Genomic DNA, 22,849 nt, shown 5'->3' with positions numbered 1-22,849 from the left:
CCTCAGGCAGCGGCAGACATCTGCTGAGCCGCCGCGGCATCCTGCTGCTGGCGCAGCTTGGGCATGGTAAAGATCACCAGCCCCAATGCCGCCACACCACAAAGCGCGATGCTCACCACCATCGGCACGGCAGTGCCGTCAAAGAACGGCGTCGTCGCAGCGATGCAGAAAGCCCCCGTTAGGATCGTCAAGCTTCCGCTGAGCGAAGATGCCATACCCGCGCGCCGCCCGTGGGCATCCAGCGCCGCGACCATCGCCGAAGGCACAACGACCCCCAGAAAGGAATAGGCCAGAAACAGCCCGATCAACAGCACCGGCAGCGTGCCGAAACCGGCCAGCACAACGCCCGTCAGCACCGCCGAACACACCGCAAATCCGGTAACCCCGCGCCCGATCAGCGTGGCAAGCCCCCACATTTCGGCCAGACGCCCGGCGGCTTGCGTGGCGATAAAGAACCCCACCGCGTTAAAGGCGAAGGCCAGCGAGAATTCGGTCGGGGTCAGCCCGAATTGACCAGTGTAGACGAAGGACGCGCTGGAAATGAACAAAAAGAAGCTCGCCATGCCGAAACCCGCGATAAAGGTCAGGCCAACGAACACCGGATCGCGGAACAGGATACCACAGCTGCGCGACAAATCTCCCAGATTGACCTTGCGGCGCTTGTCTGCGGTCAGCGTCTCGGGCAGCGCGATCTGCGCCATCGTCAACGTCGCCGCTGCAAGGATCGCCAACGCCAGAAAGATCTCGCGCCAGCTGCCAAAGGCGACGACCGCGCTGCCCGCCAAGGGGGCCAGCATCGGAGAGACTGAAATCACCAGCATGATCGACGACATCAACCGCGTCGCCTGCGCACCCGTGTACATATCGCGCACGATAGCACGGGGGATCACCATCACGGTCGCGCCGCCGATGCCCTGCACCAGACGCCCCAGCACCAGTGTCTCGATGTCGGGGGCCACCGCACAGATCACCGCACCGACGCAAAAAATGCTCATTCCGATAGCAAGGGTTTTCTTGCGCCCGATCTGGTCCGACAGCGGCCCGTAGACCAGCTGCGACACGCCGTAGGCGAGGAAATAGGCCACCAGCGTGATCTGCGCCGCCGAAACAGAGACATCCAGCGCCTCTTCGATCGCGGGCAGCGCGGGCAGATACATGTCGATGGCAAAGGGACCTGTCACACAGATAGAGCCAAGAATAAGGGCGGTACGGAACATTCCGGCGGGCATGGGCGGTCCTTTGAAATTGAGAGAGTGCCGTTCGCTTGCGCTCGGCCAGCGCTGAGCTAGCACATACGCCTCCATGAGCAAGAATACACCCCGTCGTTTGTGCACCTATAGCGGCAGAATACTGCTGGCTGCTTAAATTTCGGTCGCACAGACGCCGAACCGCATTAGGTATGGGGGGTACCCGTGACCAAAAGGTCATTTAAAACAAAGGAGACACCCCAATGATCCGCAAAACTCTTGCCGCGACAACGCTTGCTTTGACGACGCTCACAGCCCTACCCGCTGCTGCCGAAATCGTGACCAAGTCAAGCCCCCACTCTGTGCCAGATACGATCGATCGCCTTGAAAGCGCGGTGACCGAAGCAGGGGCCACGGTCTTTGCCCGCGTCGACCACGCAGAAGGTGCCGCCAACGTAGAGATGGAGCTTCGCCCCACCACGCTGCTGATTTTTGGCAACCCGAAATTGGGCACGCCTGCGATGCTGGACGGTCAGACCGCCGGTCTGGACCTGCCCATGCGCGTGCTGGCCTATGCAGATGACAGCGGCATGGTGCATGTCAGCTATCACGACCCCGCCACGCTGGCGGCAGACCACGGCTTGCCCGATGACGCCGAATACCTGACCAAAATGACCGGCGCGTTGAACAAACTGACCGACAAGGCCATCGCAGAATAATCTCTGCCTTGCCCCAAAACCCCTGACGCCAGCTATTCGCCTTCGGATTGCTGGCGTTGCCACAGCTGCGCATAGCGCCCGTTTCGTGCCAAAAGATCGTCATGGGTGCCCTGCTCGACCACCTCGCCCTGTTCGAGCACGACAATCCGGTCGGCTTCGGCCACGGTGGACAGACGGTGGGCAATGGTCAGCACCGTGCGGCCCTTGCCCGCCTGACGCAGGGCATCTTGAATTTCGTGCTCCGTCTCGCTGTCCAGCGCGCTTGTCGCCTCGTCCAGCAGCAGGATCGGCGGGTCTTTCAGCAAGGTCCGCGCAATGCCAACCCGCTGCTTTTCCCCGCCCGACAGTTTCAACCCGCGTTCGCCCACGGCAGTGTCATATCCAAGCGGTAAGCGCTGGATAAAGTCATGGATTTGTGCGGAACGCGCCGCGGCTTCGATGTCTTCTTGTGTGGCATTATCGCGGCCATAGGCGATGTTATATCCGATCGTGTCGTTGAACAGCACGGTATCCTGCGGCACCACGCCAATCGCGCGGTGCAGGCTGTCTTGGGTCACATCGCGCACGTCCTGCCCGTCCACGCGCAAAGCGCCGCCTTGCACATCGTAGAACCGGAACAACAACCGCCCGATGGTAGATTTACCCGATCCGGTAGAGCCGACAATCGCCACCATCTCGCCCGGAGCTGCCTCGATCGACACGCCTTTGAGGATTTCCCGGTCGTTGTCATAGCCAAAGCGCACGTTGTCCAGCGTGACACGCCCGCCGGAGACTTGCAGCGCAGGGGCGTCGGGCTTGTCCGAAATTTCAGCCGGTTGATCCAGCAGGGTGAACATCTGCCCCATATCCACCAGCGCCTGCCGGATTTCGCGGTAGACAGTGCCGAGGAAGTTCAGCGGCACGGTCAATTGCACCATATAGGCGTTAACCATGACAAAATCACCCACGGTCAGATCACCGTTCTGCACACCAATCGCGGCAAGGATCATCACGCCGACCAACCCACAGGTGATCAGCAACGACTGGCCAAAGTTCAGAAAGGCGAGCGAGTAATTCGTCTTGATCGCCGCCTCTTCGTAGCCGGCCATCGCCGCATCATACCGCTGCGCCTCGCGCTGTTCGGCAACGAAATACTTGACGGTTTCATAGTTCAGCAGACTGTCGATGGCCTTTTGGTTCGCGTCTGTGTCGCGGTCGTTCATCTGGCGACGTAGCTTTACACGCCATTCGGTCACCGCAAAGGTGAACCAGACATAAAGCCCGATGGTGACCGTCACGATCAGCAGATACCAAGCATCGAACAACACCGTCAGGATGATGCCCACCAGCAGCAGTTCTAAAATCAACGGCCCGATCGAGAACAGCAAGAAGCGCAGCAGGAATTCCACGCCTTTGACACCGCGTTCGATGATCCGGCTCAGCCCGCCGGTCTTGCGCGTGATATGATAGCGCATCGACAGCTTGTGAATATGTTCAAATGTTTCAAGCGCAAGCATCCGCAGAGCACGCTGCCCCACACGGGCAAACACCGCGTCGCGCAGCTGTTGAAAGCCCACGTTCATCGCGCGGGCCATACCATAAGCAATCGTCAGCCCTACCGCGCCAAGCGCCAGAAACGGCACGCCCTCGTTCGCAAGGGCGTCAACAGCGTCTTTGTAAATCACCGGAATGACGACCGAAATCAGCTTGGACACCACAAGGAAGATCAGCGCCCACACGACTCGCTTTTTGACCCACGGCATATCGTCGGGCCACAGATACGGGGCCACTTTGCGCAAGACCAGCAGGTTCGATTGCCGCTCTGCAGCTTGGGCAATTTCCTCTTCGGTCATGGGATACTGGGTGGCGGGTTTGGGCTGGCTTGCGGTGCGCGGGCTATCGGCTGACATGAACGATCCTGTGTAGTTGCCCCTTACATAGGCCCCTCCGTCGGATCATGCCAGTGCGGCTGCCCAATCTGCATGCATAGCTGTTAGTCAATCCGGCAGGTCAAAGACCTGACCCGGATAAATCAAATCTGGATCGCGGATTGAATCGCGATTCGCCGCAAAGACACGCACATAGAGCGTCGGATCGCCATATCGTTCCCGCGCAATCGCCCAAAGCGTCGCCCCTTCCTGCACGGTGACCGCCTTGATCGGGCCGTCGATGCCTGCCGTGGCGCGTGCCAGCACTTCGGGGGATTCCCGTTTGAACGGGGTTTCAACGCGGCTGATCACGTCGCCGCCCTGATCCAGTTCATCCACGCGCAGGGTGTAGATGCCGGTCTTGATATCCTCGATATCGCCGCGCCAGCGCCCTTCGGGATCGACCTCAAGCGCGCCGACATTGCGATTGTCGAGATAGACCCGTACCGAGGATGCCTTTGTCTGGGCCCGCCCCGCCAGTCGGACCTGCCCTGTTTCGGAATAGGTGATCGTATCCAGCGCAATCCGGTCGGTGACCTCGGGTGCTGAGGCTGACAGCAGCTCTACCCCGTCGGCGTCAGATTTGAGCAACGCTACCGTCGTTTCGGTCGCAGGGGGCGATGGGGCTGTGCGAGCGACGGGTTCGGGCTGCGGATCAAGCGCGGCTACCTCGGTCATTTCTGGCGCCGTGTCGTTTGGCATACCGTCACGTGCAGGCGCGACGGGATCAATCTTGGTGCCAACCGACGGCACTGGATCATCGCCTGAAGGCGCTTGAGCGACTGCCACTTGCGCCACCGCTGGTGCGGTAATCGGGGCCAGAATGACCTCCTCGACCGAGGCGACGGGGCCGCCATCAGCATCCGCGGTAAGGCTCAGGATTTTGCCGCTGCCGTCGGCGGGCAGAATGGCAAGGGTGGCGAATTTACCAGAACCATCGGCTTGCGCGCTGGCGACCTTTGCGCCGTTGCTGATGACGCTAACGCGGGCACCGGGGGCGGCACGGCCAGCGATCACGGTCATCCCGTCACTTTCGCGGCGGACTTCGTCAAAACTGGGTGTGGCGGGCGATGCGGCCGGTTCGGGTGTCTGCGGTGCGGGTGCGACATAGGGCACGGCTGCGGTGTCTTGGGGGGCGACGCTGGTCTGCGTGGTTGTAGCAGGCATGCTGCCAGTCTGCGTGCTGCCAGTCTGCGCGGGGGCCGCTTGCGTCGTCACGACCACATCAGGCGCGGTGTCTTGCGATATCACAGGCGGGACAGGATCAGCATCTTGCGACCAGAAATATCCGGCCACTGCAACCGCCACGACCAAGACCGCGCCTGCAAACTGAGCACCCCGCGTTTGAAACACCGCCATTCCGTTCATCCCTTTGAACTTCCCCACATTGAGCACTTGTACCAAGCAGGCTATCACCGGTCAAAATACAGCTGCATGCCAAGTGCATATTCGCAAAAAGGACCCCCGCTTATGATCCAGAAATCCGTATGTGTTTACTGCGGCTCGCGCCCCGGTGATGACCCCGAATATACCACACAAGCCGACGCTTTGGGACGGGCTTTGGCGCAGAACGACTGGCGTTTGGTCTATGGCGCAGGTGATGTAGGGCTGATGGGGACTGTGGCGCGGGCGGCACAGGCAGCCGGGGGCACGACCTTTGGTGTGATCCCCGACCACCTAGTGAAATGGGAAGTCGGCAAGACCGATCTGACCACCTATGTCGTGACCGAGACGATGCATGAACGCAAAAAAGTGATGTTCATGAACTGTGATGCTGTGGTGGTTTTGCCGGGTGGTGCCGGATCACTGGACGAGCTTTTTGAGGTCCTGACCTGGCGCCAGCTCGGCCTGCACCAAAAGCCGGTAATTCTATTGAATACAAACGGTTACTGGGACCCGTTGACCGCGCTATTGGATCATGTCGTCGCACATGGCTTTGCCGATGAAAGCCTGCTTGGCTATGTCGACACTGTGGATAATGTCGATGCCGCGCTCGAGGTTTTGCGGCGTGGGCTGACAGCTTAAGTACCTGTCAGATACGGGACCGAAAGCGGCAGCAAGTAGCCGCGCACCATCGGGACTTGGCTTGAGAAGCGCCGAGGCAAAATCTCTGGGAGCGGTGCATTTAACACAGCTTCGGCCTGATCTTCCGATCCCACCTAACTTTCAATGTGAAAGGGCACCCATAAACAGGTGCCCATTCCTACTCCGCGAAAAACCGCAGATATCCGTCTACAAACAAGGCATCAGAACTGCACCTATGGTGTGTCTATACCGCCACAGTATCACGCTGCGTCGAGTGTCGATTTCACGATATTCTCGATTTCTTCGATGGGGTGGTTGGTCAATGTCTTGGGGATTTCGCCTACGACTTTGTTTGCGACCTCTTGGTGCATCTCGCGACGCAGCTCTCCCAAGGTATTCGGCGGAGCGACGAGAACGATCTTGTCGAACTTGCCCTTGTGTGCTTGCTTATACAGGATCTCGGCCAGCTCTGCTGCAAAACGGTCCTTGGATAGCTGGTGCCAGTCGGTGTCATCCACAGCGGACCGGTGCACTGATGGGCCATCGTTAAAGCGCCCCCGTCGGTTTGCGGCCTGATCACGGTTTGGTGGATTCTCTTGCTCTTCTTCGCGAAACACCTGAAAGAAAGGATCCTCTCCGTCGGTTTCATTCACCATGAAAAGCGCTTTTTCACCGTCGGCGATCAGTACCCAAGTGCCATTTTCAATCTTGGTCATGCGTCTTCTCCGTGGTTGCGTTCGTCTTCGCCGGTGACGCGGGTGTCAGCGCCGGGTTTGTCGACCACCTGTTTCTCTTCGTCCTGGGTGCCGACATCGCGTTGCAGCCCGCCGCCAAAGCGGCCCTGATGGTCAATATCATCGGCTTCGCTGATGTATTTGTCGGTTTCCTTGACGCCGTCCTTCGATCTGTGACGCTCTGCCATTGTGGTCTCCTTCTCATCTTGTGGGTTCACAGACAAAACGCCCCAGTCACACGGGTGGTTCCACAAGAAAAGGCCCCACAGCGGAATGCTGCAGGGCCTTTAACATAGGTATATCAACGGCTTGGCGCGATGCCTTAACCGATTAAATCGCTATTACATGCGAGATGCAACGTTATCCCAGTTCACCAGATTGTCGAGGAAGTTCGACAGGTAGTCGGGGCGCGCGTTGCGGAAATCGATGTAGTAGGAGTGTTCCCAAACATCGCAACCCAGCAGTGCGGTTTGACCAAAGCAAACGGGGTTCACGCCGTTTTCCGTCTTGGTCACTTTCAGGCCGCCGTCGGTGTCCTTAACCAGCCACGCCCAACCGGAGCCGAACTGACCGCCACCGGCTGCCTTGAATTCGTCCTTGAACTTATCGACCGACCCAAAGCTTTCGGTGATCGCTTTTTCCAGCTCGGACGGCATTTTGCTGTCGTCGGGGGACATCATTTCCCAGAACTGGTTGTGGTTCCACAGCTGGCTGATGTTGTTGAAGATGCCGCTTTGCGCGACCGCATCAGGGTTGTAGGTGCCCTTGATTATTTCCTCGAGGGTTTTGCCTTCCCACTCGGTGCCTTCAATGGCTTTGTTGCCGTTGGTCACATAGGCGTTGTGGTGCTTATCGTGGTGATATTCCAACGTTTCCTTGGACATACCTTTGGATGCAAGCGCATCGTGGGCATAGGGAAGATCAGGAAGAGTAAAAGCCATGAGAAAAGCCTCCGTTATTGAATTGCGTCTGGGTCACATGAAGCCCGTCCCGTCATAAGGTCAAGTGCTGATCGACCCGCAAGGGGGAAACCGACACGGCTGACGGGGCGCTTGGATTGTCACCCGCTTAAAGGTAAAACGGCTGGCCAGCGGGAATGTTCCCGCCAGCGCACCGCCCTACCCTTGATCAGCGACTTACGGCTTGGCGCTATAAAATACAGGGGCCGAACCGGGCTGCGCCGCGATCTTAAGCAGATCATACACGTAAAGCGCGACCGACCGGAAGCAGACAAGACGGAAGCTGTCACCCTCTTCGATCCAGAACGCCGCCGGTACTTGCGCCAGCCGCGTGCGGCGGATCATGCCGGGGGTAAAGGTCGCTGGCGACAGGTCCACAGGCGCAAGCTTGGCCAGCACGTCGCGGCTGTGCGCGCCGCTAATGCGGAACACCGCCCGCGCGTCGGATACATTGACCGCCAGCGTGTGATTGCTGCCAAAGCATTTGGTCAGCATGTCGATCGTGTCGCTGACCTGATCATAGGGGCAGAGCAACAGCAGCTCGTCCGGTGACATCCATGCGACACCGCGATCCCCGTTGATCTGGACGCTGCGGGTGTCGGGAAGGCCCAGGCCGACGGCCTTTTTCAGCGCTTTCTTCATATAGGCCGCCGTTAGATCCCCGCGGACAGAGATCATGCCAATCGGATCCATCAGGGTTACCTCGGCAATGCCGCCGGTGAATTCTGCCGCTTTCAATGCGCTTACCGCCTCAGACATTTTGCTTGGCCCCTTCTTTGTCATAGAATACCGGATCGACGATTTTCGCCTGATAGGTCTTGCCGTCGGTCCCGGGGAAGTCGAGCACCTCGCCCATGCGGTCCGGCCCGTTCAACACCAGCCCCATGGCGATCCCCTTGCCCAAGGTCGGCGAATGATAGGTCGAGGTGACGCGCCCGATCATATTGCGCTGGCCGTTCTCGTTCTCGCCCTCGCCCACGGCATAGGCCCCGTCCGGCAAGGTGCTGCCGTCGGTGGTTTCCAGACCGACCAGTTTCCACCGCGTTGGATCGGCCATATGCGTCCGCTGTTGCGCGCGCTTGCCCAGGTAGTCGTCCTTCTTTTTAGAGATCGCCCAGTTCAGCCCCAGATCCTGCGGGATCACAGTGCCGTCGGTTTCATCCCCGATCATGATAAAGCCCTTTTCGGCCCGCAAGATGTGCAGACATTCGGTGCCATAGGGCATCACGCCCAGATCATTGCCCGCCACCATCAGCGCATCCCAGAACGCCTGCCCCTGCCCGGCGTCCACCGCGATCTCGTAGCTCAGCTCGCCCGAGAAAGAGATCCGGTAAACGCGGCATTTGAACCCGCCAAGCGTGCCGTCCGCCCATTCCATGAAGGCCAGCGCTTCTTTGCTGAGATCCATGCCGCCGAGCTTTTCAAGACATGTGCGGGCATTGGGACCGACCACGGCGATCTGCGCGTATTGTTCGGTCACATTGGCCGTGTAGACGTTGAAATCCCACCACTCGGTTTGCAGCCATTCTTCCATATGCTGGTGAATGCTTTCCGCGCCGCCCGTGGTTGTGTGGCAGAGGAAGGTTTCTTCATCAATCCGCGCAACCACGCCATCGTCGATCAGGAAACCGTTTTCCGAACACATCAGACCATAGCGGCATTTGCCCGGTTTCAGCGATGACATCATATTGGTGTAAAGCATATCGAGGAAGCGCCCCGCGTCCGGCCCTTTGACGATGATCTTGCCAAGGGTGGAGGCATCAAGCATCCCCAGTTTGCTGCGCGTGTTGGTGACCTCGCGCATGACCGCGTCATGGGTGCTTTCGCCTTTGCGGGGATAGGCATAGGGGCGTCGCCAGTGGCCGACAGGTTCCCAGTCGGCTCCGTTCGTCTCGTGCCAGTCATGCAGCGGCGTGCGACGGATCGGCTGGAACACGTCGCCGCGCGCCTCGCCCGCGATCGACCCCATAGAGATCGGGTGGTACGGCGGGCGGAAGGTGGTGGTGCCCACAGCAGGAATATCGGCATCCATCGCGCCGGCAAGCGTTGCCAGTCCGTTGATATTGCTCAGTTTACCCTGATCAGTAGCCATCCCCAGCGTGGTATAGCGTTTGGCGTGTTCGACGCTGACGAACCCTTCTTGCGCGGCGAGCCGCACGTCTGACACTTTGACGTCGTTCTGATAATCCAGAAACGTCTTTTCGCGTAGTTTAACGTTGGCACCCTGAGGCATCATCCAGACGGGGGCGAGCGGCGCTTCCTCTTGCCGGTCGGCGTTCGGCGATACGGCATCAGCGGGCAGCTTGAACCCCAGAGTGGTGGCCACGCCATCGGCTGCAGCATGGGCGTCGTGCAAGATGTCATCCAGCGCAAAGAAACCAGCGGCGGCACCGGCAGCGGTCACAAACCCATGCCCGTCCGCCCCCAGCGGCGGATTGTTCACATCAGGACGGAACATCGCACCGGCCGTGTCCCACGTCAGTTTACCGCCGCAGTGGGACCACAGATGCACCACGGGCGACCATCCGCCCGACATGGCCACCGCATCACAGGGGAAGGTTTCAAGCACCGCCCCTTCGCCTGACTGGCTGCATACCTCGACGCCCGTCACGCGCTTGCCACCTGTGACCCGCGCCACAGCGTGGCCCATCATCACGCGGATGCCCAGATCCTTGGCCCGCGCCATCAACGCGGAGTCTTGTGGCAATACGCGAGCATCCAGAATGGCGGGCACGGTCAGACCGGCCTCGGTCAAGGCGATGGCAGTGCGGTAGGCATCGTCATTATTGGTGACAACAACCGTGCGATCCCCGACCGAGACGCCATAGTTCACCAAGTAATCTCGCACTGACGCGGCCAGCATCACGCCGGGTATGTCGTTGCCAGAAAAGGACAAAGGACGTTCAATCGCGCCGGTTGCCGTCACGATATGCCCGGCACGGATGCGCCACAGCCGGTGGCGCGGCCCGGCAGTCTTGGGCGCGTGATCGGTCAGTCGTTCATAGCCCAGCACATAACCGTGGTCATACACACCTGCCCCCATGACGCGGGTGCGCAGGGTGACGTTCTCCATCGTCGATAGCTCTTCTACCAGTGTATCGACGAAGGCCCCAACAGGCGTGCCATCCACGGTGCCACCGTCCACCGGTGCACGTCCTCCCCAATGGGCGGTCTGTTCCAACACGATCACTTTTGCACCAGACAACGCCGCTGTGCGTGCGGCCTCAAGGCCTGCGACGCCGCCCCCGATGACCAACACATCGCAAAAAGCGTGAAAATGTTCATAGGTGTCGCCGTCCAAATCCTTCGGCGCTTTGCCCAGACCGGCAGAGTGGCGAATGATCGGCTCGTAGACGTGCTTCCAGAAGGGACGCGGGTGGATGAACATCTTGTAGTAAAAGCCCGCAGGCAAGAACCGGCTAAGATGCTTGTTGATCGCGCCCACATCGAATTCGAGGCTGGGCCAGTGATTCTGGCTCTCGGACTGCAGGCCGTCGAAAAGTTCGGTGGTGGTGGCGCGTTGATTGGGCTCGAACCGGTCTCCCTGTCCCAAATTGACCAGCGCGTTGGGCTCTTCCGGTCCTGCCGCAACAATGCCGCGCGGACGGTGATATTTGAACGAACGCCCCACCAGCATCTGGTCATTCGCTAGCAAAGCCGAGGCCAGCGTGTCGCCCTCGAAACCGCGCAACTGCTTTCCGTTAAACGAAAAACTGACTGCATTTGATTTGTTCAGCAGGCGGCCGCCTGTGGCAATTCTGGTGCTCATGAAGTCAAACCTTGGAATATTGCGAAAGCGCGGACGCCTCCGGCGGGAGTTTTCTTGGCAAAATGAAGGAGCGCGGCGATCATGGGGCGGTCGATGCCTGCCAGTCGGGGCGACGGTCCATTATCTTGTTGATGATATCTTGAGGGACGGTGCTGGTCTGGGCGGTATAGGTCCCAAATACCTCGAGCGTCATGGTATCGCGCGCGGCGTGAAACCACTTGCCGCATCCATAGACGTGGCGCCAACGTTCGAAATGCACGCCCTTGGGGTTGTCGCGCATAAACAGATATTGCTCGAATTCGGTATCAGAGGAGCCCGGGCCAAACCTTTTAAGATGCGCCTCACCACCGGCGTGAAATTCGGTTTCCTCGGCGGTGATCCCACAGTTGGGGCAAGTCAGTGTCAGCATGGGGCGCTCCCTTTGAGGTTGGCGTGAAACGCAAAAAGGCCGGCCCCATCACGGGGGCCAGCCTTTGTCATCATAAATAGAGTGGAAAGCGGCTTAGTTGCCGGTTGCTTCTTCTGCAGCGCCTTCAACGGCATCGGCAGCGCCATCTGTGGCCCCTTCGACGTTGACGTTGATATCACCGGAATCAGTCGCAGGCGTGCCGCCCGAAAAGAAGAAAAAGCCGAAGCCAAGGACCAGAACGACGAGAACACCGATGATGATACCGGAACCAGTGCCGCTGGTTTTGTTAACGGTGGTTTGGGGCGCTTGTGTGGTGTGTGGCGCTTGGTTGTGGTCAGGGTCTGCCATGTGAATGGTCCTTCATAAACTTGATATGAAGTGCAAACGCCGCTGCGCCCTATAAAGTTCCGTACTTTGCCGAAATGAACTGAGTTACGCACGCTGATCAATGGGCCACCCCTGCCGCCACGGATTCGTCGATAAAGCGCCCTTCCTGGAACCGGTTGAGCCCAAATGCGTCGGTCAATGGTGACCGGCCCTTGGCCATCAGTTCAGCCATGGCCCAGCCCGATCCTGGGATCGCCTTGAACCCGCCAGTGCCCCAGCCGCAGTTCACAAATACGCCTTCCACCGGCGTTTTCGACAGGATCGGAGACCGGTCCCCCGTGACATCCACGATCCCGCCCCATTGGCGCAGCATCTTGAGCCGCGAGACCATTGGGAAGGTCTCCACCAAGGCGCGCACGGTTTCTTCGATGTGATGGAATGACCCACGTTGAGTGTAGTTGTTGTACCCGTCGGTGCCGCCGCCAATCACCATTTCACCCTTGTCGGACTGGCTCATGTAGCCGTGCACGGTATTGGCCATGATCACCACATCCATGCAGGGCTTGATCGGTTCGGACACCAGCGCCTGAAGGGCGACAGATTCGATCGGCAGACGGAAGCCCGCCATTTCTGCCAAATGCCCCGAGTGCCCTGCGACGACCATAGCAAGCTTGTCGCAATCAATGTCGCCTCGATTGGTTGAGACGCCGGTGACCTTGCCATTTTCCTGCCGGATGCCGGTGACTTCGCATTTCTGGATCACGTCCATGCCCATATCCGAACACGCCCGCGCATAGCCCCACGCCACAGCATCATGCCGTGCCGTGCCGCCACGCTTTTGCCAAAGACCACCCAGAACCGGATAGCGCGGCCCATCGATGTTGATGATCGGGACCAGCTCTTTGACCTTTTCAGGCCCGATAAAATCGGTTTGCACACCCTGCAGCGCGTTTGCGTGGGCGGTACGCAGGTAGCCGCGCACCTCGTGGTGGGTCTGCGCCAACATGATCACGCCGCGCGGGCTGAACATGACGTTATAGTTCAGGTCCTGGCTCATGGTTTCATACAGCGACCGTGACTTTTCGTAGATCGCAGCAGAGGGATCTTGCAGGTAGTTCGAGCGGATGATCGTCGTATTGCGGCCCGTGTTCCCGCCCCCCAGCCAGCCTTTTTCAAGGATCGCCACATTGGTGATGCCAAAGTTTTTACCCAAGTAGTATGCCGTCGCCAGACCATGTCCGCCAGCACCGACAATGATCACGTCATAGCGTTTCTTGGGCTGCGCATCGCGCCAAGCCCGCTGCCAACCGGTGTGATGGCGCAGAGCTTCGCGGGCGACGGCAAAGGCTGAGTATTTCTTCATGAAAGCGGTCTCCGGCAAGGATTCGTGGGCAGCCGCACTCGGCTTGGCTTCTTTCTGGGTCCTCGGGGGAAAAAGAGGATACCCGTCGCGGCACTCCATAACAGTTTTGCGACATACGCCGCAATCGGGCAAAAACCATGCCCCGGCCGCGACGAGGTGCATCAATATGGCCCCTTTTGTCACCGCCCCGCAGCGGTTAGATGTGCATCAGCTATAATTACTGGACCGCATCTTTATGAGTTTCTGGATCATTGCCGCCGCAGGGGCCGCGCTCGTGACCGTATTGCTGGCGCGTGCCTTGTCCCGCGGGGCAAGCATGCCTGCCGAAATCGGTGCTGCGCATGACGTTCAAGTCTATCGCGATCAACTGGCCGAGGTCGAACGTGACGTGGCCCGCGGTGTTTTGCCCGACGCCGATGCGACCCGTGTGCGCACCGAAATCTCGCGCCGTATTCTGGCCGCTGATGCCGCGGGTCACATCGTTGTATCCGCCGGAGGCAAACCCTCGCCTGTCGTTACCTCGGTCATCGCGGTTGTATTGCTGGGCGGCAGCTTGGCCCTGTACTGGCAGTTGGGGGCACCGGGCTATGGCGATCTTGCGTTGCAGGACCGCATCGCACGGGCCGAAGACATGCGCCTGAACCGTCCTGATCAAGCCACCGCCGAAGCAGAGCTGCCTGCCGCCGACCTGCCGCCCGAGCTAAGCTCGGAGTATCAAGCCTTGCTGACGCGTCTGCGTGACACGGTTGCCGCGCGACCCGATGACATCCAAGGCAACATGCTGCTGGCCCAGAACGAGGCGCGCGTGGGCAACTACGCCGCTGCGGCGGCTGCACAGGGCAAAGTCGTGCGCCTGAAAGGCACGGAAGCCTCGGTCGAGGAAGTGTCGGGCTATGCCGAACTGATGGTAATGGCCGCAGGCGGCTATGTCTCGCCCGAGGCCGAAGCGGTGCTGCGTGCTGTGCTATCGCGTGAGGTCGAGAACGGCACCGCGCGGTATTATTGGGGCTTGATGTTGGTGCAAACGGGGCGCCCCGATCTCGCGTTCCGCATGTGGGACGGGTTGCTGCGGCGCGGCCCCGAAGACGCCCCCTGGATCGCGCCTATTCTCGCGCAGATCGGTCCTATCGCCACGCTGGCCGGCGTGGACTACACCGTCCCCGAGATTGGTAGCGGTGCCCTACGAGGCCCTTCGACAGAGGATGTGGACGCGGCACAGGACATGACCCCCGCCGAGCGTATGGAAATGATTGGCGGCATGGTTGAAACGCTGTCATCACGGCTGGCAACCCAAGGCGGACCCGTCGAAGATTGGGCGCGACTGATTTCATCGTTAGGGGTGCTTGGCGAAACGGCACGCGCCCGGTCGATCTATGAAAACGCGGTAGAGGTGTTTGCCGATGACCCTGCCGCAATGGATGATATTCAACGCGCGGGCGAACGCGCCGGAGTGACCGAATGATCTATGACGATATCACCGAATTCGCCGCCGCCCTGCCCCCGATGCAGGCACTGATCGGTCTGGACCTTGGCGAGAAAACTATCGGCGTTGCGGTCACGGACAGTTTCCTGTCGATCGCCACGCCGCTGGAAACCGTGCGCCGGAAAAAGTTTGGCGTTGATGCTGCCCGCCTGTCAGAGATCATCGCAGCACGCAGGATCGGCGGCCTCGTGTTGGGACTGCCCCGCAATATGGACGGGTCAGAAGGCGCGCGCTGTCAATCTACGCGGGCTTTTGCGCGCAACTTTGACCGGTTGGGGGATATCCCCATCGGGTTCTGGGATGAACGGCTCAGCACGGTCGCGGCAGAACGCGCCCTGCTCGAGGCGGACACGTCGCGCCGACGCCGCGCCGAGGTGATCGACCACGTGGCTGCGGGCTATATCTTGCAAGGGGTGCTCGACCGCTTACGTGTCATCAAGGCGCAAGGGACATCGGCATAGGGCCACGGCGTCAATCGCGAGAAAGCGTAGGGAAACAGGCATGAGCGACGATATTTGGAAACGGGACGAAGTAGAAAGCCCCTGCGTGAAGCTCTGCGTGGTGCATCCCGAAACACGTTTGTGCACAGGTTGCTTTCGGTCCATCGACGAAATCGGTGCCTGGTCGCGCATGTCGCCCCAAGAGCGCCGTAGCGTCATGGCCGACCTTCCATCGCGGGCGGGCACGTTGGCAAAACGGCGTGGCGGTCGGGCCGCACGGCTAAAACGCGGTGCCAAGGATTAAGACGTCACGCGCTTAGTTCAGCGGGCGACACGGTACAGGAAATCAAGCATTTCCCTGCGGGTTTGTGCGCCTTCGTGATCCTGCGGCGCGTAGTTCTCATTCGCCGCCGGCACCACCGGTGTCGACCCGAAATGTTGTGCCACGGTAATACATTTCCATGTCGCAACAGCGGGCACAAACGTGAGGATATTGGTCTGCTGATCTTGCACTGTATTGGTCATCTTCATCTCTGCCATCTCTCGTGTCGTTCAATTTGTGCGCCGATCGATTCGATTCTCGGTCGCCTGTCGGTAGTTTGGCTCCGACAGTGTGATATAAGTGTGAAGATATGGCAGGATTTAGGCAAAATCAGGGTAATAAATGCGCTGAAAGCCCTAGGGCACAAACTGATGCCTCCGATTTGGGCAAACCGCTGGTGCACGGTATGTGAACCGCTGGCCCTTGCCTTGGGCGCGCGGCTATAGCATTGACCCTTCCGAACCCCCATATTTCCAGTTCGATAAACGACAAGGCTCAGACCCTCATGGGATATAAATCCAACATCACCCGCGCCGCGCGCCTGTCCGTGGCACCTATGATGGACTGGACGGACCGTCATTGCCGCTACATGCACCGGCTGTTTTCGAAAGAGACGTTGCTTTATACGGAAATGGTGACTTCGCCGGCTTTGGTGCGCGGTGGTGCTGTGCATTTGCTGGATCACGATGTGTCAGAGCACCCCGTGGCCTTGCAGCTCGGCGGGTCCGATCCGGACGAGCTGGCAGAAGCGGCGCGGATCGGGGCGCAGGCGGGGTATGACGAGATCAACCTGAACGTGGGGTGCCCGTCGGATCGTGTGCAGTCGGGCTGCTTTGGCGCGGTGTTGATGGAGCAGCCGGCTCTTGTGGCCAAATCGGTTGCAGCCATGCGCCGTGCGGTTGATGTGGACGTCACGGTCAAATGCCGGATCGGTGTCGACGACCAGAACCCGGCAGAGGTGCTGCCCGAATTTTTGGCTCAGATCGTCGGTGCGGGCTGCGAACGTGTGACGATCCATGCGCGCAAGGCGTGGCTTCAAGGCTTGAGCCCCAAGGAAAACCGCGACATCCCGCCGTTGGACTACGACATTGTCCACCGGATGAAGGGGCTATTCCCGAACCTGCATATCTCGGTTAACGGCGGCATCACGTCTCTTGATCAGGCAGAGGCGTTTCTGGATGCGGGGCTGGACGGTGTGATGATCGGGCGTAGCGCCTATCACAATCCCACCGATATTTTGGCCCAAGCAGATCGCCGGATTTACGGCACGGGGCAAGATACCACCCCCGAAGATGTTGTGGCGCACATGCTGCCCTATATCGATGCGCATCTTGATCATGGCGGCAGGCTGAACCAGATCACGCGGCATATGATGGGCCTTTTCGCGGGGCGCACCGGCGCGCGGGTCTGGCGACGGACGCTGTCCGAGCAAGCCTCAAGACCCGGTGCCGACCGTCAGGTGTTGCTCGAAGCACTAGACGCCATGCAGACATTGGCCGAGGCGCAAGAGACGGTTTAACGATAGCCATCCTCTACGGCGGAAGAACCGCCGTTTCTCAAGATGCCGCCCCCTTCGTTGGAATGGCATGACGAACGGTGGCATCACCGCGGTTGCCAAGCTGCGTGAAACACTAGGGATTTTACGCCCCCAGTACCTTACATCAGGCGCGCAGGATCGCGATAAGATCTTCGTGCGTCAGGGAGAAAGGCGTGCCTTTCATCGACGACGCCCCAGCCGAAAGCTGGGCCACCTGCGCGTGATCGTCGGGGTCCAGTCCCATCTGAACCAGATCGCGCAACCCCATGTCGCGGGACCAGTTGCGCAAGGCAGACAGCCCTGCCCCTGTCTCCACCTCGAATGCGGTATCGATCAGGTCCAAGATCCACATCAGCCGTGTGTGCACCTGCGTGCCCGCTTTTGCCTTTTCCACATGAGACGCCAGGACAGCCGGCAGTAAGGCACCGCAGATCTCTCCGTGCGGGGCACCGGTCTGGCCACCGATGACACCGGCAAAGCCATGCACAGCCCCCAGACCTGCATTCGCGAGTGCCAAACCACCGCAGGTGCTGACCCATGCCATGTCGTCCCACGCATCTGCTGCGTCCTGCTCTACGATCGCGCGCAGCGCAGCCAGCCCTTTGGGGATCGCCGCCTGACACAGCGCATCCGTCATCGGTGTCGCCTTGACCGACAGGTAAGGTTCGATCACCTGCGTCACCGCATCCAACCCTGCCGCGAGAGTCACGTGGCGCGGTGCGCCCTGCATCAGGGCCGCATCCACAATCGCGATGTTGGGTATCATCCGCGCGTCACGCAGGCTGACCTTGACCCCATGTTCCGGCACAGCGATCACAGCGTTCTTGGTGACCTCTGCCCCCGTGCCCGCCGTGGTCGGCAGGGCAATCATCGGCAAAGGCGCGGTGTCGAGCGGTTTGCCGCCCCCTACCCCTTCGAGGTACTCCAAAGGTGCCTTCGCGCAGGGGATCAGCGCCGCAAGCGCCTTGGCAAAGTCGATCACCGAGCCACCGCCAACCGCGATGAGCACGTCGGGTTGATCTGCGCCTATACGGCCAAGTGCGGCCTCCAGTGCAGGTAAACTTGGCTCTGCCCCACAGCCTTCACTGACAACAGACAACCCCGCCGCTTGGCAATCTTCGATCAGCCACGCAGCGCGGGCAGCATTGGACCCGTGCACGATCAGCACACGCTTCCCAAACCCAGCGGCCAACGCTGCGGTCTGCGCGGCCTGTCCACGTCCGAAGTGCAGCGCTTGCGGAGAGAAAAACGAGAACATCGGCTTAGCTGTCAGCGCCATCTGCGTGATAGGCGTCGAGCACGGCAACCTCGTCGCGCGAGCCAAGGATCACCGGCACGCGTTGGTGCGGTGCCGTGGGGGCGACATCCATGATCGCGCCCTTCCCTGTCGATGCCGCACCGCCCGCGGCCTCGATCACCATCGCCATCGGGTTCGCCTCGTACATCAGCCGCAGCTTGCCGCCGGTCTTTTGATTATTGCTGTCAGCGGGGTACAGAAAGACGCCGCCACGGGTGAGGATGCGGTGCACATCCGCGACCATCGACGCGGTCCAGCGCATGTTGAACGACCGGCCACGGGGGCCTTCCTTGCCGGCGACGGCCTCGTCCACGTAACGGCTGACGGGGGCATACCAATAGCGTGCGCGCGAGGTGTTGATCGCATATTCCGAGGTCTCTGCCGGTACGGTCATCTGGGGGTGCGTCAGGCTGAACTCGCCAGTGTCCGGATCGCTACTGAAGCCTGCCACTTCGTCGCCCTTGGTGACCACAAACATGGTCGAGGGGCCGTAGATCGCATAGCCCGCGCAAATCTGGTTGCGGCCGTTGTGCAGCACGTTGCGGTCCCCATCGGCCTGTACCTGCATGACCGAAAAGATCGAGCCCACCGACAGGTTCACATCAAGGTTCGACGACCCATCCAGCGGATCGAAATACAGCAGGTAGTCGCCCTTTTGCGGCTCTTTCAGCCAGGTGACCTCTTCGACCTCTTCGGACACAAGTGCTGCCAGACGCGGGCTGTTGGCACACTCACGCTCGAACACATCGTTGGCCATGATATCGAGCGTTTTCTGCGCCTCGCCTTGAACGTTGATCTCTCCGGCGGCACCAAGGTTGCCCTCGAACGCGCCGCGGCGCACCAGACCGGCGATCAAACGCGACGCCGAGGCGATGTCTTCAAGCAGAAAAACCAGATCGGGATCAAAGCTGTTGTGTGTCAGATACCGGCGAAGCGTGGGGGCTGTCATGAAGATTTCCTTAAAAATTCAGGGTCGCGTCAACGGCCTTTTTCCAGAGCGCATATTTCGCGTCGCGCTGGTCATCGTCCATTTTCGGCGTGAATTGGGTTTCCTGTGTCCACGATTTCGCGAACTGTTCCTGATCAGGATAAACGCCCGCGTGCATCCCCGCAAGCCACGCCACCCCGAGGGCGGTGGTTTCATGCACCGTGGGCCGGTCGACGGGGGCGTTGATGATGTCAGACAGGAATTGCATGGTCCAGTCGCTGGCAGACATGCCACCATCCACCCGCAAAGTAGGCTGCACGCCATCGGCTTTCCAGTCGGCGGCCATCGCTTCCAGCAAGTCGCGTGTCTGGTAGCCAACGCTTTCCAGCGCTGCCTTGGCCATTTCGGCAGGCCCGGTGCCGCGGGTCAGACCAAAGACAGCGCCGCGACAATCGGGGTTCCAATAGGGCGCACCCAGCCCGACAAAGGCTGGTACCAGCACCACGTTCTGATGCGGGTCGGCCTGTTCAGCCAGCCCCTGAGTCTCGGCGGAATCCTGAATGATCTGCAACCCGTCGCGCAGCCATTGCACCACGGCCCCTGCGACAAAGATCGACCCTTCGAGCGCGTACGTCGGCTTGCCATCGAATTGATAGGCAATGGTGGTGAGCAGCCGGTTTTCCGACCGCACCGGCGTGTCGCCCGTGTTCATCAGCGCGAAACAGCCCGTACCATAGGTGGATTTCAGCATCCCCGGCTCGAAACACGCCTGCCCCACGGTCGCCGCCTGCTGGTCGCCCGCGACCCCGTGGATCGGCACGGCAGCGCCCAGAATATCGGGGGCGGTGCTGCCGAAATCATCGGCGCAATTCTTGACCTCTGGCAACATCTCCATCGGGATGTCGAGCAGGTCACAGATCGACCGGCTCCACCGGCCTTTGCGGATGTCATACAGCATGGTGCGCGCGGCGTTGGTGGCGTCCGTCGCATGGGACGCCCCACCGGTGAGCTTCCAGATCAAGAAGCAATCGACAGTGCCAAACAGCAGCTCGCCCTTGGCCGCGCGGTCGCGGGCACCTTCGACGTTGTCTAATATCCAAGCCAGCTTGGTGCCCGAGAAATAGGGGTCCAGCAGCAGGCCGGTGCGGTCGGTGAACATCTCTTCGTGGCCCGCATCGCGCAGGGTGCGGCACTGGCTAGCGGTGCGGCGGTCCTGCCAGACGATGGCGTTATAAATCGGGCGGCCGGTCGCCTTGTCCCAGACCACGACGGTTTCGCGCTGGTTGGTAATACCGATTGCGGCGATATCGCCTGCCTTGATCTCTGCCTTGTCGATGGCCCCGCGGCAAGTCGCCTGCGTCGTGCGCCACAGATCATTGGGATCATGTTCAACCCAGCCGGACTGAGGGAAATGCTGGGGGAATTCTTCCTGGGCGCTGGCAATCGACGTCATCGTGTCATCGTAAACGATGGCCCGTGTGGAGGTGGTGCCTTGGTCAATGGCAAGGATATACGTCATGCGCGTCCCTTTGGAAGTGTAGCAACCGTCAGATGGTGCCGTATCCTAGCAAGGGTCGGCAGGCCCGACCAGATGTCAGGGCAATGACGGATGTCGGCGTTGTTGGAAAATCATAGGTTCCGGGGCCAGCGAACCGGCCCCGGAAAGAGTGGCTTACTGCCAGGATTTGATCAGCTCATCATAGGCGATGGTCTGTGGCTCTTCGTCTTCGCTTTCCAGTTTCGCTTTGGGCGAACCGGGCTGGGACAGCCAGTACTCTGCGTCACGCTCTTCGTTCATCTTGGGGCCAATGTCCCCTTGAACGCCGGCACGCTCCAGACGGATCAGGACTTTTTCCTGATCGGCGCACAGGGCATCAAGCGCTTCCTGAGGTGTCTTCGCACCGGACATTGCGTCGCCGATGTTCTGCCACCACAGCTGCGCCAGCTTTGGATAGTCAGGCACGTTGGTACCGGTTGGGGACCACTGAACGCGCGCTGGCGAACGGTAGAATTCAACCAGACCACCCAGTTTCGGTGCACGCTCTGTAAAGCTTTCGTGCTGGATCGACGATTCACGAATGAAGGTCAGGCCAACATGGCTTTTCTTTACGTCCACTGTCTTGGAGGTGACGAACTGCGCATAGAGCCACGCGGCCTGTGCACGGTCCACTGGCGTGGATTTCATCAGCGTCCACGATCCGGCATCCTGATACCCGATCTTGGTGCCCTCAGACCAATATGCGCCGTGTGGCGAAGGTGCCATGCGCCATTTCGGCGTGCCATCTTCGTTCATCACGGGCAGATCAGGCTCTACCGATGCTGCGGTAAAGGCGGTGTACCAGAACATCTGCTGGGCGACGTTGCCTTGCGCTGGAATTGGGCCCGCTTCAGAGAAGGTCATGCCTGCAGCCGCCGGAGGCGAATACTTCTGCAGCCATTCGATCGCTTTGGTCACAGCATAGACCGCTGCTGGCCCGTTTGTGGCACCGCCACGCGCAACGCAAGAACCTACAGGCTGCGAGTTTTCGTTGACGCGGATACCCCATTCGTCGACGGGCAGACCGTTTGGTTCACCTACGTCACCGGCACCAGCCATCGACAGCCACGCATCGGTGTAGCGCCAGCCAAGCGACGGGTCTTTCTTGCCGTAGTCCATGTTGCCAAAGACTTCGCCTTCGACGCCAAGACGCGACAGGTCGCGACCGGTGAAGAATTCAGCAATGTCTTCATATGCGGACCAGTTGACCGGAACACCCAGATCGTAGCCATATTTCTCTTTGAAATCAGCCTTGTTCTGTTCGTCGTTGAACCAATCGTAGCGGAACCAATAAAGGTTCGCGAACTGCTGGTCGGGCAGCTGGTAGATCTTGCCATCGGGGCCGGTCGTGAACGACAGGCCGATGAAGTCTTCGAGGTCAAGACCGGGGTTGGTCACGGCCTTGCCTTCGCCTTCCATCCAGTCGGACAGATTGCGGGCTTGTTGATAGCGCCAGTGCGTCCCGATCAGGTCGGAATCGTTGATATAGGCGTCATAGATGTTCTCGCCCGACTGCATCTGTGTTTGCAGCTTTTCGACAACGTCACCTTCGCCGATCAGGTCATGGGTGACCTTGATGCCGGTGATCGCTTCGAAAGCGGGGGCCAGAACTGTGGATTCATATGTGTGCGTGCCGATTGTTTCGGACACAACGTTGATCGCCATGCCTTCAAACGGTTTTGCAGCGTCGACAAAGAACTGCAGTTCGGATTCTTGGTCTTCCCGCGACAGCGCGGACAGATCGCCGATTTCCTTATCAAGGAAAGCCTTTGCGGCCTCCATGTCGGCGAACGCAGGTGCGGCAAACATGCAAGCCGCAAGTCCGATCGCAGTCGTTCCCTTTAAGCGCAAGTTCATGATGTTCCTCCCTAGAATTGAACATTTGAGAGGTCCGGTTCTTGCAGAC

The 22,849-nt window shown here is 59.9% G+C and carries 22 protein-coding genes; 6 read left to right on the top strand and 16 right to left on the bottom strand.

Translation table 11 applies throughout. The features are described from left to right. Nucleotides 1–2 precede the first annotated feature (2 nt). Nucleotides 3–1,229, bottom strand: a complete 1,227-nt coding sequence (locus BLQ98_RS12935) for a multidrug effflux MFS transporter (RefSeq protein WP_093733729.1) — start codon at nucleotides 1,227–1,229, stop codon at nucleotides 3–5. A gap of 221 nt (nucleotides 1,230–1,450) precedes the next feature. On the opposite strand from BLQ98_RS12935, the gene BLQ98_RS12930 reads away from it, so the two are divergent. Next, nucleotides 1,451–1,906 carry a DUF302 domain-containing protein gene (locus tag BLQ98_RS12930; RefSeq protein ID WP_093733728.1) on the top strand — a complete coding sequence of 152 codons (456 nt, stop codon included), beginning with the start codon at nucleotides 1,451–1,453 and terminating at the stop codon, nucleotides 1,904–1,906. Between the two features lie 32 nt (nucleotides 1,907–1,938). On the opposite strand, the gene BLQ98_RS12925 is transcribed toward BLQ98_RS12930, so the two are convergent. Together BLQ98_RS12925 and BLQ98_RS12920 are read right to left on the bottom strand one after the other, a co-directional pair. Continuing rightward, nucleotides 1,939–3,795, bottom strand: coding sequence for an ABCB family ABC transporter ATP-binding protein/permease (locus tag BLQ98_RS12925; protein ID WP_093733727.1), 1,857 nt, complete (start codon nucleotides 3,793–3,795; stop codon nucleotides 1,939–1,941). 87 nt (nucleotides 3,796–3,882) lie between these two features. Then, nucleotides 3,883–5,172, bottom strand: coding sequence for a LysM peptidoglycan-binding domain-containing protein (locus BLQ98_RS12920; protein ID WP_093733726.1), 1,290 nt, complete (start codon nucleotides 5,170–5,172; stop codon nucleotides 3,883–3,885). A 111-nt stretch (nucleotides 5,173–5,283) separates the two neighbouring features. Here BLQ98_RS12920 and BLQ98_RS12915 point away from each other — a divergent pair, with 111 nt between their 5' ends. After that, the gene (locus BLQ98_RS12915; RefSeq protein WP_093733725.1) at nucleotides 5,284–5,838 is read left to right on the top strand and encodes an LOG family protein; all 555 of its coding nucleotides are present in this window, start codon (nucleotides 5,284–5,286) and stop codon (nucleotides 5,836–5,838) included. A 260-nt stretch (nucleotides 5,839–6,098) separates the two neighbouring features. Here the strand turns inward: BLQ98_RS12915 and BLQ98_RS12910 are convergent, their stop codons facing one another. The 8 genes from BLQ98_RS12910 to BLQ98_RS12875 form a co-directional block, all read right to left on the bottom strand. Beyond that, nucleotides 6,099–6,554, bottom strand: a complete 456-nt coding sequence (locus tag BLQ98_RS12910; protein WP_093733724.1) for a host attachment family protein — start codon at nucleotides 6,552–6,554, stop codon at nucleotides 6,099–6,101. Next, nucleotides 6,551–6,760, bottom strand: coding sequence for a hypothetical protein (locus BLQ98_RS12905; protein WP_093733723.1), 210 nt, complete (start codon nucleotides 6,758–6,760; stop codon nucleotides 6,551–6,553). Before BLQ98_RS12905 ends, BLQ98_RS12910 begins: the two co-directional genes overlap by 4 nt. A 153-nt stretch (nucleotides 6,761–6,913) precedes the next feature. After that, complete coding sequence (locus BLQ98_RS12900) at nucleotides 6,914–7,513, bottom strand: superoxide dismutase (RefSeq protein WP_093733722.1); 600 nt, start codon at nucleotides 7,511–7,513, stop codon at nucleotides 6,914–6,916. 195 nt (nucleotides 7,514–7,708) lie between these two features. Continuing rightward, nucleotides 7,709–8,290, bottom strand: a complete 582-nt coding sequence (locus tag BLQ98_RS12895) for a sarcosine oxidase subunit gamma (protein ID WP_093733721.1) — start codon at nucleotides 8,288–8,290, stop codon at nucleotides 7,709–7,711. Beyond that, nucleotides 8,283–11,300 carry a sarcosine oxidase subunit alpha family protein gene (locus BLQ98_RS12890; protein ID WP_093733720.1) on the bottom strand — a complete coding sequence of 1,006 codons (3,018 nt, stop codon included), beginning with the start codon at nucleotides 11,298–11,300 and terminating at the stop codon, nucleotides 8,283–8,285. The genes BLQ98_RS12895 and BLQ98_RS12890 overlap by 8 nt, the downstream gene beginning before the upstream one ends. A gap of 79 nt (nucleotides 11,301–11,379) precedes the next feature. Beyond that, nucleotides 11,380–11,709, bottom strand: a complete 330-nt coding sequence (locus tag BLQ98_RS12885; RefSeq protein ID WP_093733719.1) for a sarcosine oxidase subunit delta — start codon at nucleotides 11,707–11,709, stop codon at nucleotides 11,380–11,382. A gap of 93 nt (nucleotides 11,710–11,802) precedes the next feature. Beyond that, the gene (locus BLQ98_RS12880) at nucleotides 11,803–12,057 is read right to left on the bottom strand and encodes a hypothetical protein (protein WP_093733718.1); all 255 of its coding nucleotides are present in this window, start codon (nucleotides 12,055–12,057) and stop codon (nucleotides 11,803–11,805) included. Between the two features lie 97 nt (nucleotides 12,058–12,154). Further along, nucleotides 12,155–13,399 (bottom strand): sarcosine oxidase subunit beta family protein, encoded by a 1,245-nt coding sequence (locus BLQ98_RS12875; RefSeq protein ID WP_093733762.1) that lies wholly within the window; start codon nucleotides 13,397–13,399, stop codon nucleotides 12,155–12,157. 235 nt (nucleotides 13,400–13,634) lie between these two features. On the opposite strand from BLQ98_RS12875, the gene ccmI reads away from it, so the two are divergent. From ccmI to BLQ98_RS12860, 3 genes are read left to right on the top strand one after another with little or no spacing between them, the layout of a single operon-like run. Then, nucleotides 13,635–14,861: a c-type cytochrome biogenesis protein CcmI gene (ccmI, locus tag BLQ98_RS12870; protein WP_093733717.1), complete on the top strand. Its 1,227-nt coding sequence runs from the start codon at nucleotides 13,635–13,637 to the stop codon at nucleotides 14,859–14,861. Next, a complete protein-coding gene (ruvX, locus tag BLQ98_RS12865; RefSeq protein WP_093733716.1) occupies nucleotides 14,858–15,343 on the top strand; it encodes a Holliday junction resolvase RuvX in 486 nt (161 codons plus the stop codon). The genes ccmI and ruvX overlap by 4 nt, the downstream gene beginning before the upstream one ends. Nucleotides 15,344–15,383: 40 nt before the next feature. Beyond that, the gene (locus BLQ98_RS12860) at nucleotides 15,384–15,626 is read left to right on the top strand and encodes a DUF1289 domain-containing protein (RefSeq protein WP_093733715.1); all 243 of its coding nucleotides are present in this window, start codon (nucleotides 15,384–15,386) and stop codon (nucleotides 15,624–15,626) included. A 17-nt stretch (nucleotides 15,627–15,643) separates the two neighbouring features. On the opposite strand, the gene BLQ98_RS12855 is transcribed toward BLQ98_RS12860, so the two are convergent. Further along, nucleotides 15,644–15,862, bottom strand: a complete 219-nt coding sequence (locus BLQ98_RS12855) for a hypothetical protein (RefSeq protein ID WP_093733714.1) — start codon at nucleotides 15,860–15,862, stop codon at nucleotides 15,644–15,646. A 287-nt stretch (nucleotides 15,863–16,149) separates the two neighbouring features. Here BLQ98_RS12855 and dusA point away from each other — a divergent pair, with 287 nt between their 5' ends. Continuing rightward, nucleotides 16,150–17,163, top strand: coding sequence for a tRNA dihydrouridine(20/20a) synthase DusA (gene dusA / locus BLQ98_RS12850; protein WP_093733713.1), 1,014 nt, complete (start codon nucleotides 16,150–16,152; stop codon nucleotides 17,161–17,163). A 142-nt stretch (nucleotides 17,164–17,305) separates the two neighbouring features. On the opposite strand, the gene BLQ98_RS12845 is transcribed toward dusA, so the two are convergent. From BLQ98_RS12845 to BLQ98_RS12830, 4 genes are all read right to left on the bottom strand, one after another. Further along, the gene (locus BLQ98_RS12845; RefSeq protein WP_093733761.1) at nucleotides 17,306–18,439 is read right to left on the bottom strand and encodes an iron-containing alcohol dehydrogenase; all 1,134 of its coding nucleotides are present in this window, start codon (nucleotides 18,437–18,439) and stop codon (nucleotides 17,306–17,308) included. 4 nt (nucleotides 18,440–18,443) lie between these two features. Beyond that, the gene (locus BLQ98_RS12840; RefSeq protein ID WP_093733712.1) at nucleotides 18,444–19,427 is read right to left on the bottom strand and encodes a class 1 fructose-bisphosphatase; all 984 of its coding nucleotides are present in this window, start codon (nucleotides 19,425–19,427) and stop codon (nucleotides 18,444–18,446) included. 10 nt (nucleotides 19,428–19,437) lie between these two features. After that, a complete protein-coding gene (gene glpK, locus BLQ98_RS12835) occupies nucleotides 19,438–20,925 on the bottom strand; it encodes a glycerol kinase GlpK (protein WP_093733711.1) in 1,488 nt (495 codons plus the stop codon). A 153-nt stretch (nucleotides 20,926–21,078) separates the two neighbouring features. Next, nucleotides 21,079–22,800 (bottom strand): ABC transporter substrate-binding protein, encoded by a 1,722-nt coding sequence (locus BLQ98_RS12830; RefSeq protein ID WP_093733710.1) that lies wholly within the window; start codon nucleotides 22,798–22,800, stop codon nucleotides 21,079–21,081. Between the last annotated feature and the right edge of the window lie 49 nt (nucleotides 22,801–22,849).

This window comes from Sulfitobacter litoralis (assembly GCF_900103185.1).
In the GTDB taxonomy this organism is placed as follows: Bacteria; Pseudomonadota; Alphaproteobacteria; order Rhodobacterales; family Rhodobacteraceae; genus Sulfitobacter; species Sulfitobacter litoralis.
Note: the sequence above shows the minus strand (reverse complement) of the source record. Positions and strands in the feature narration are given on the sequence as shown.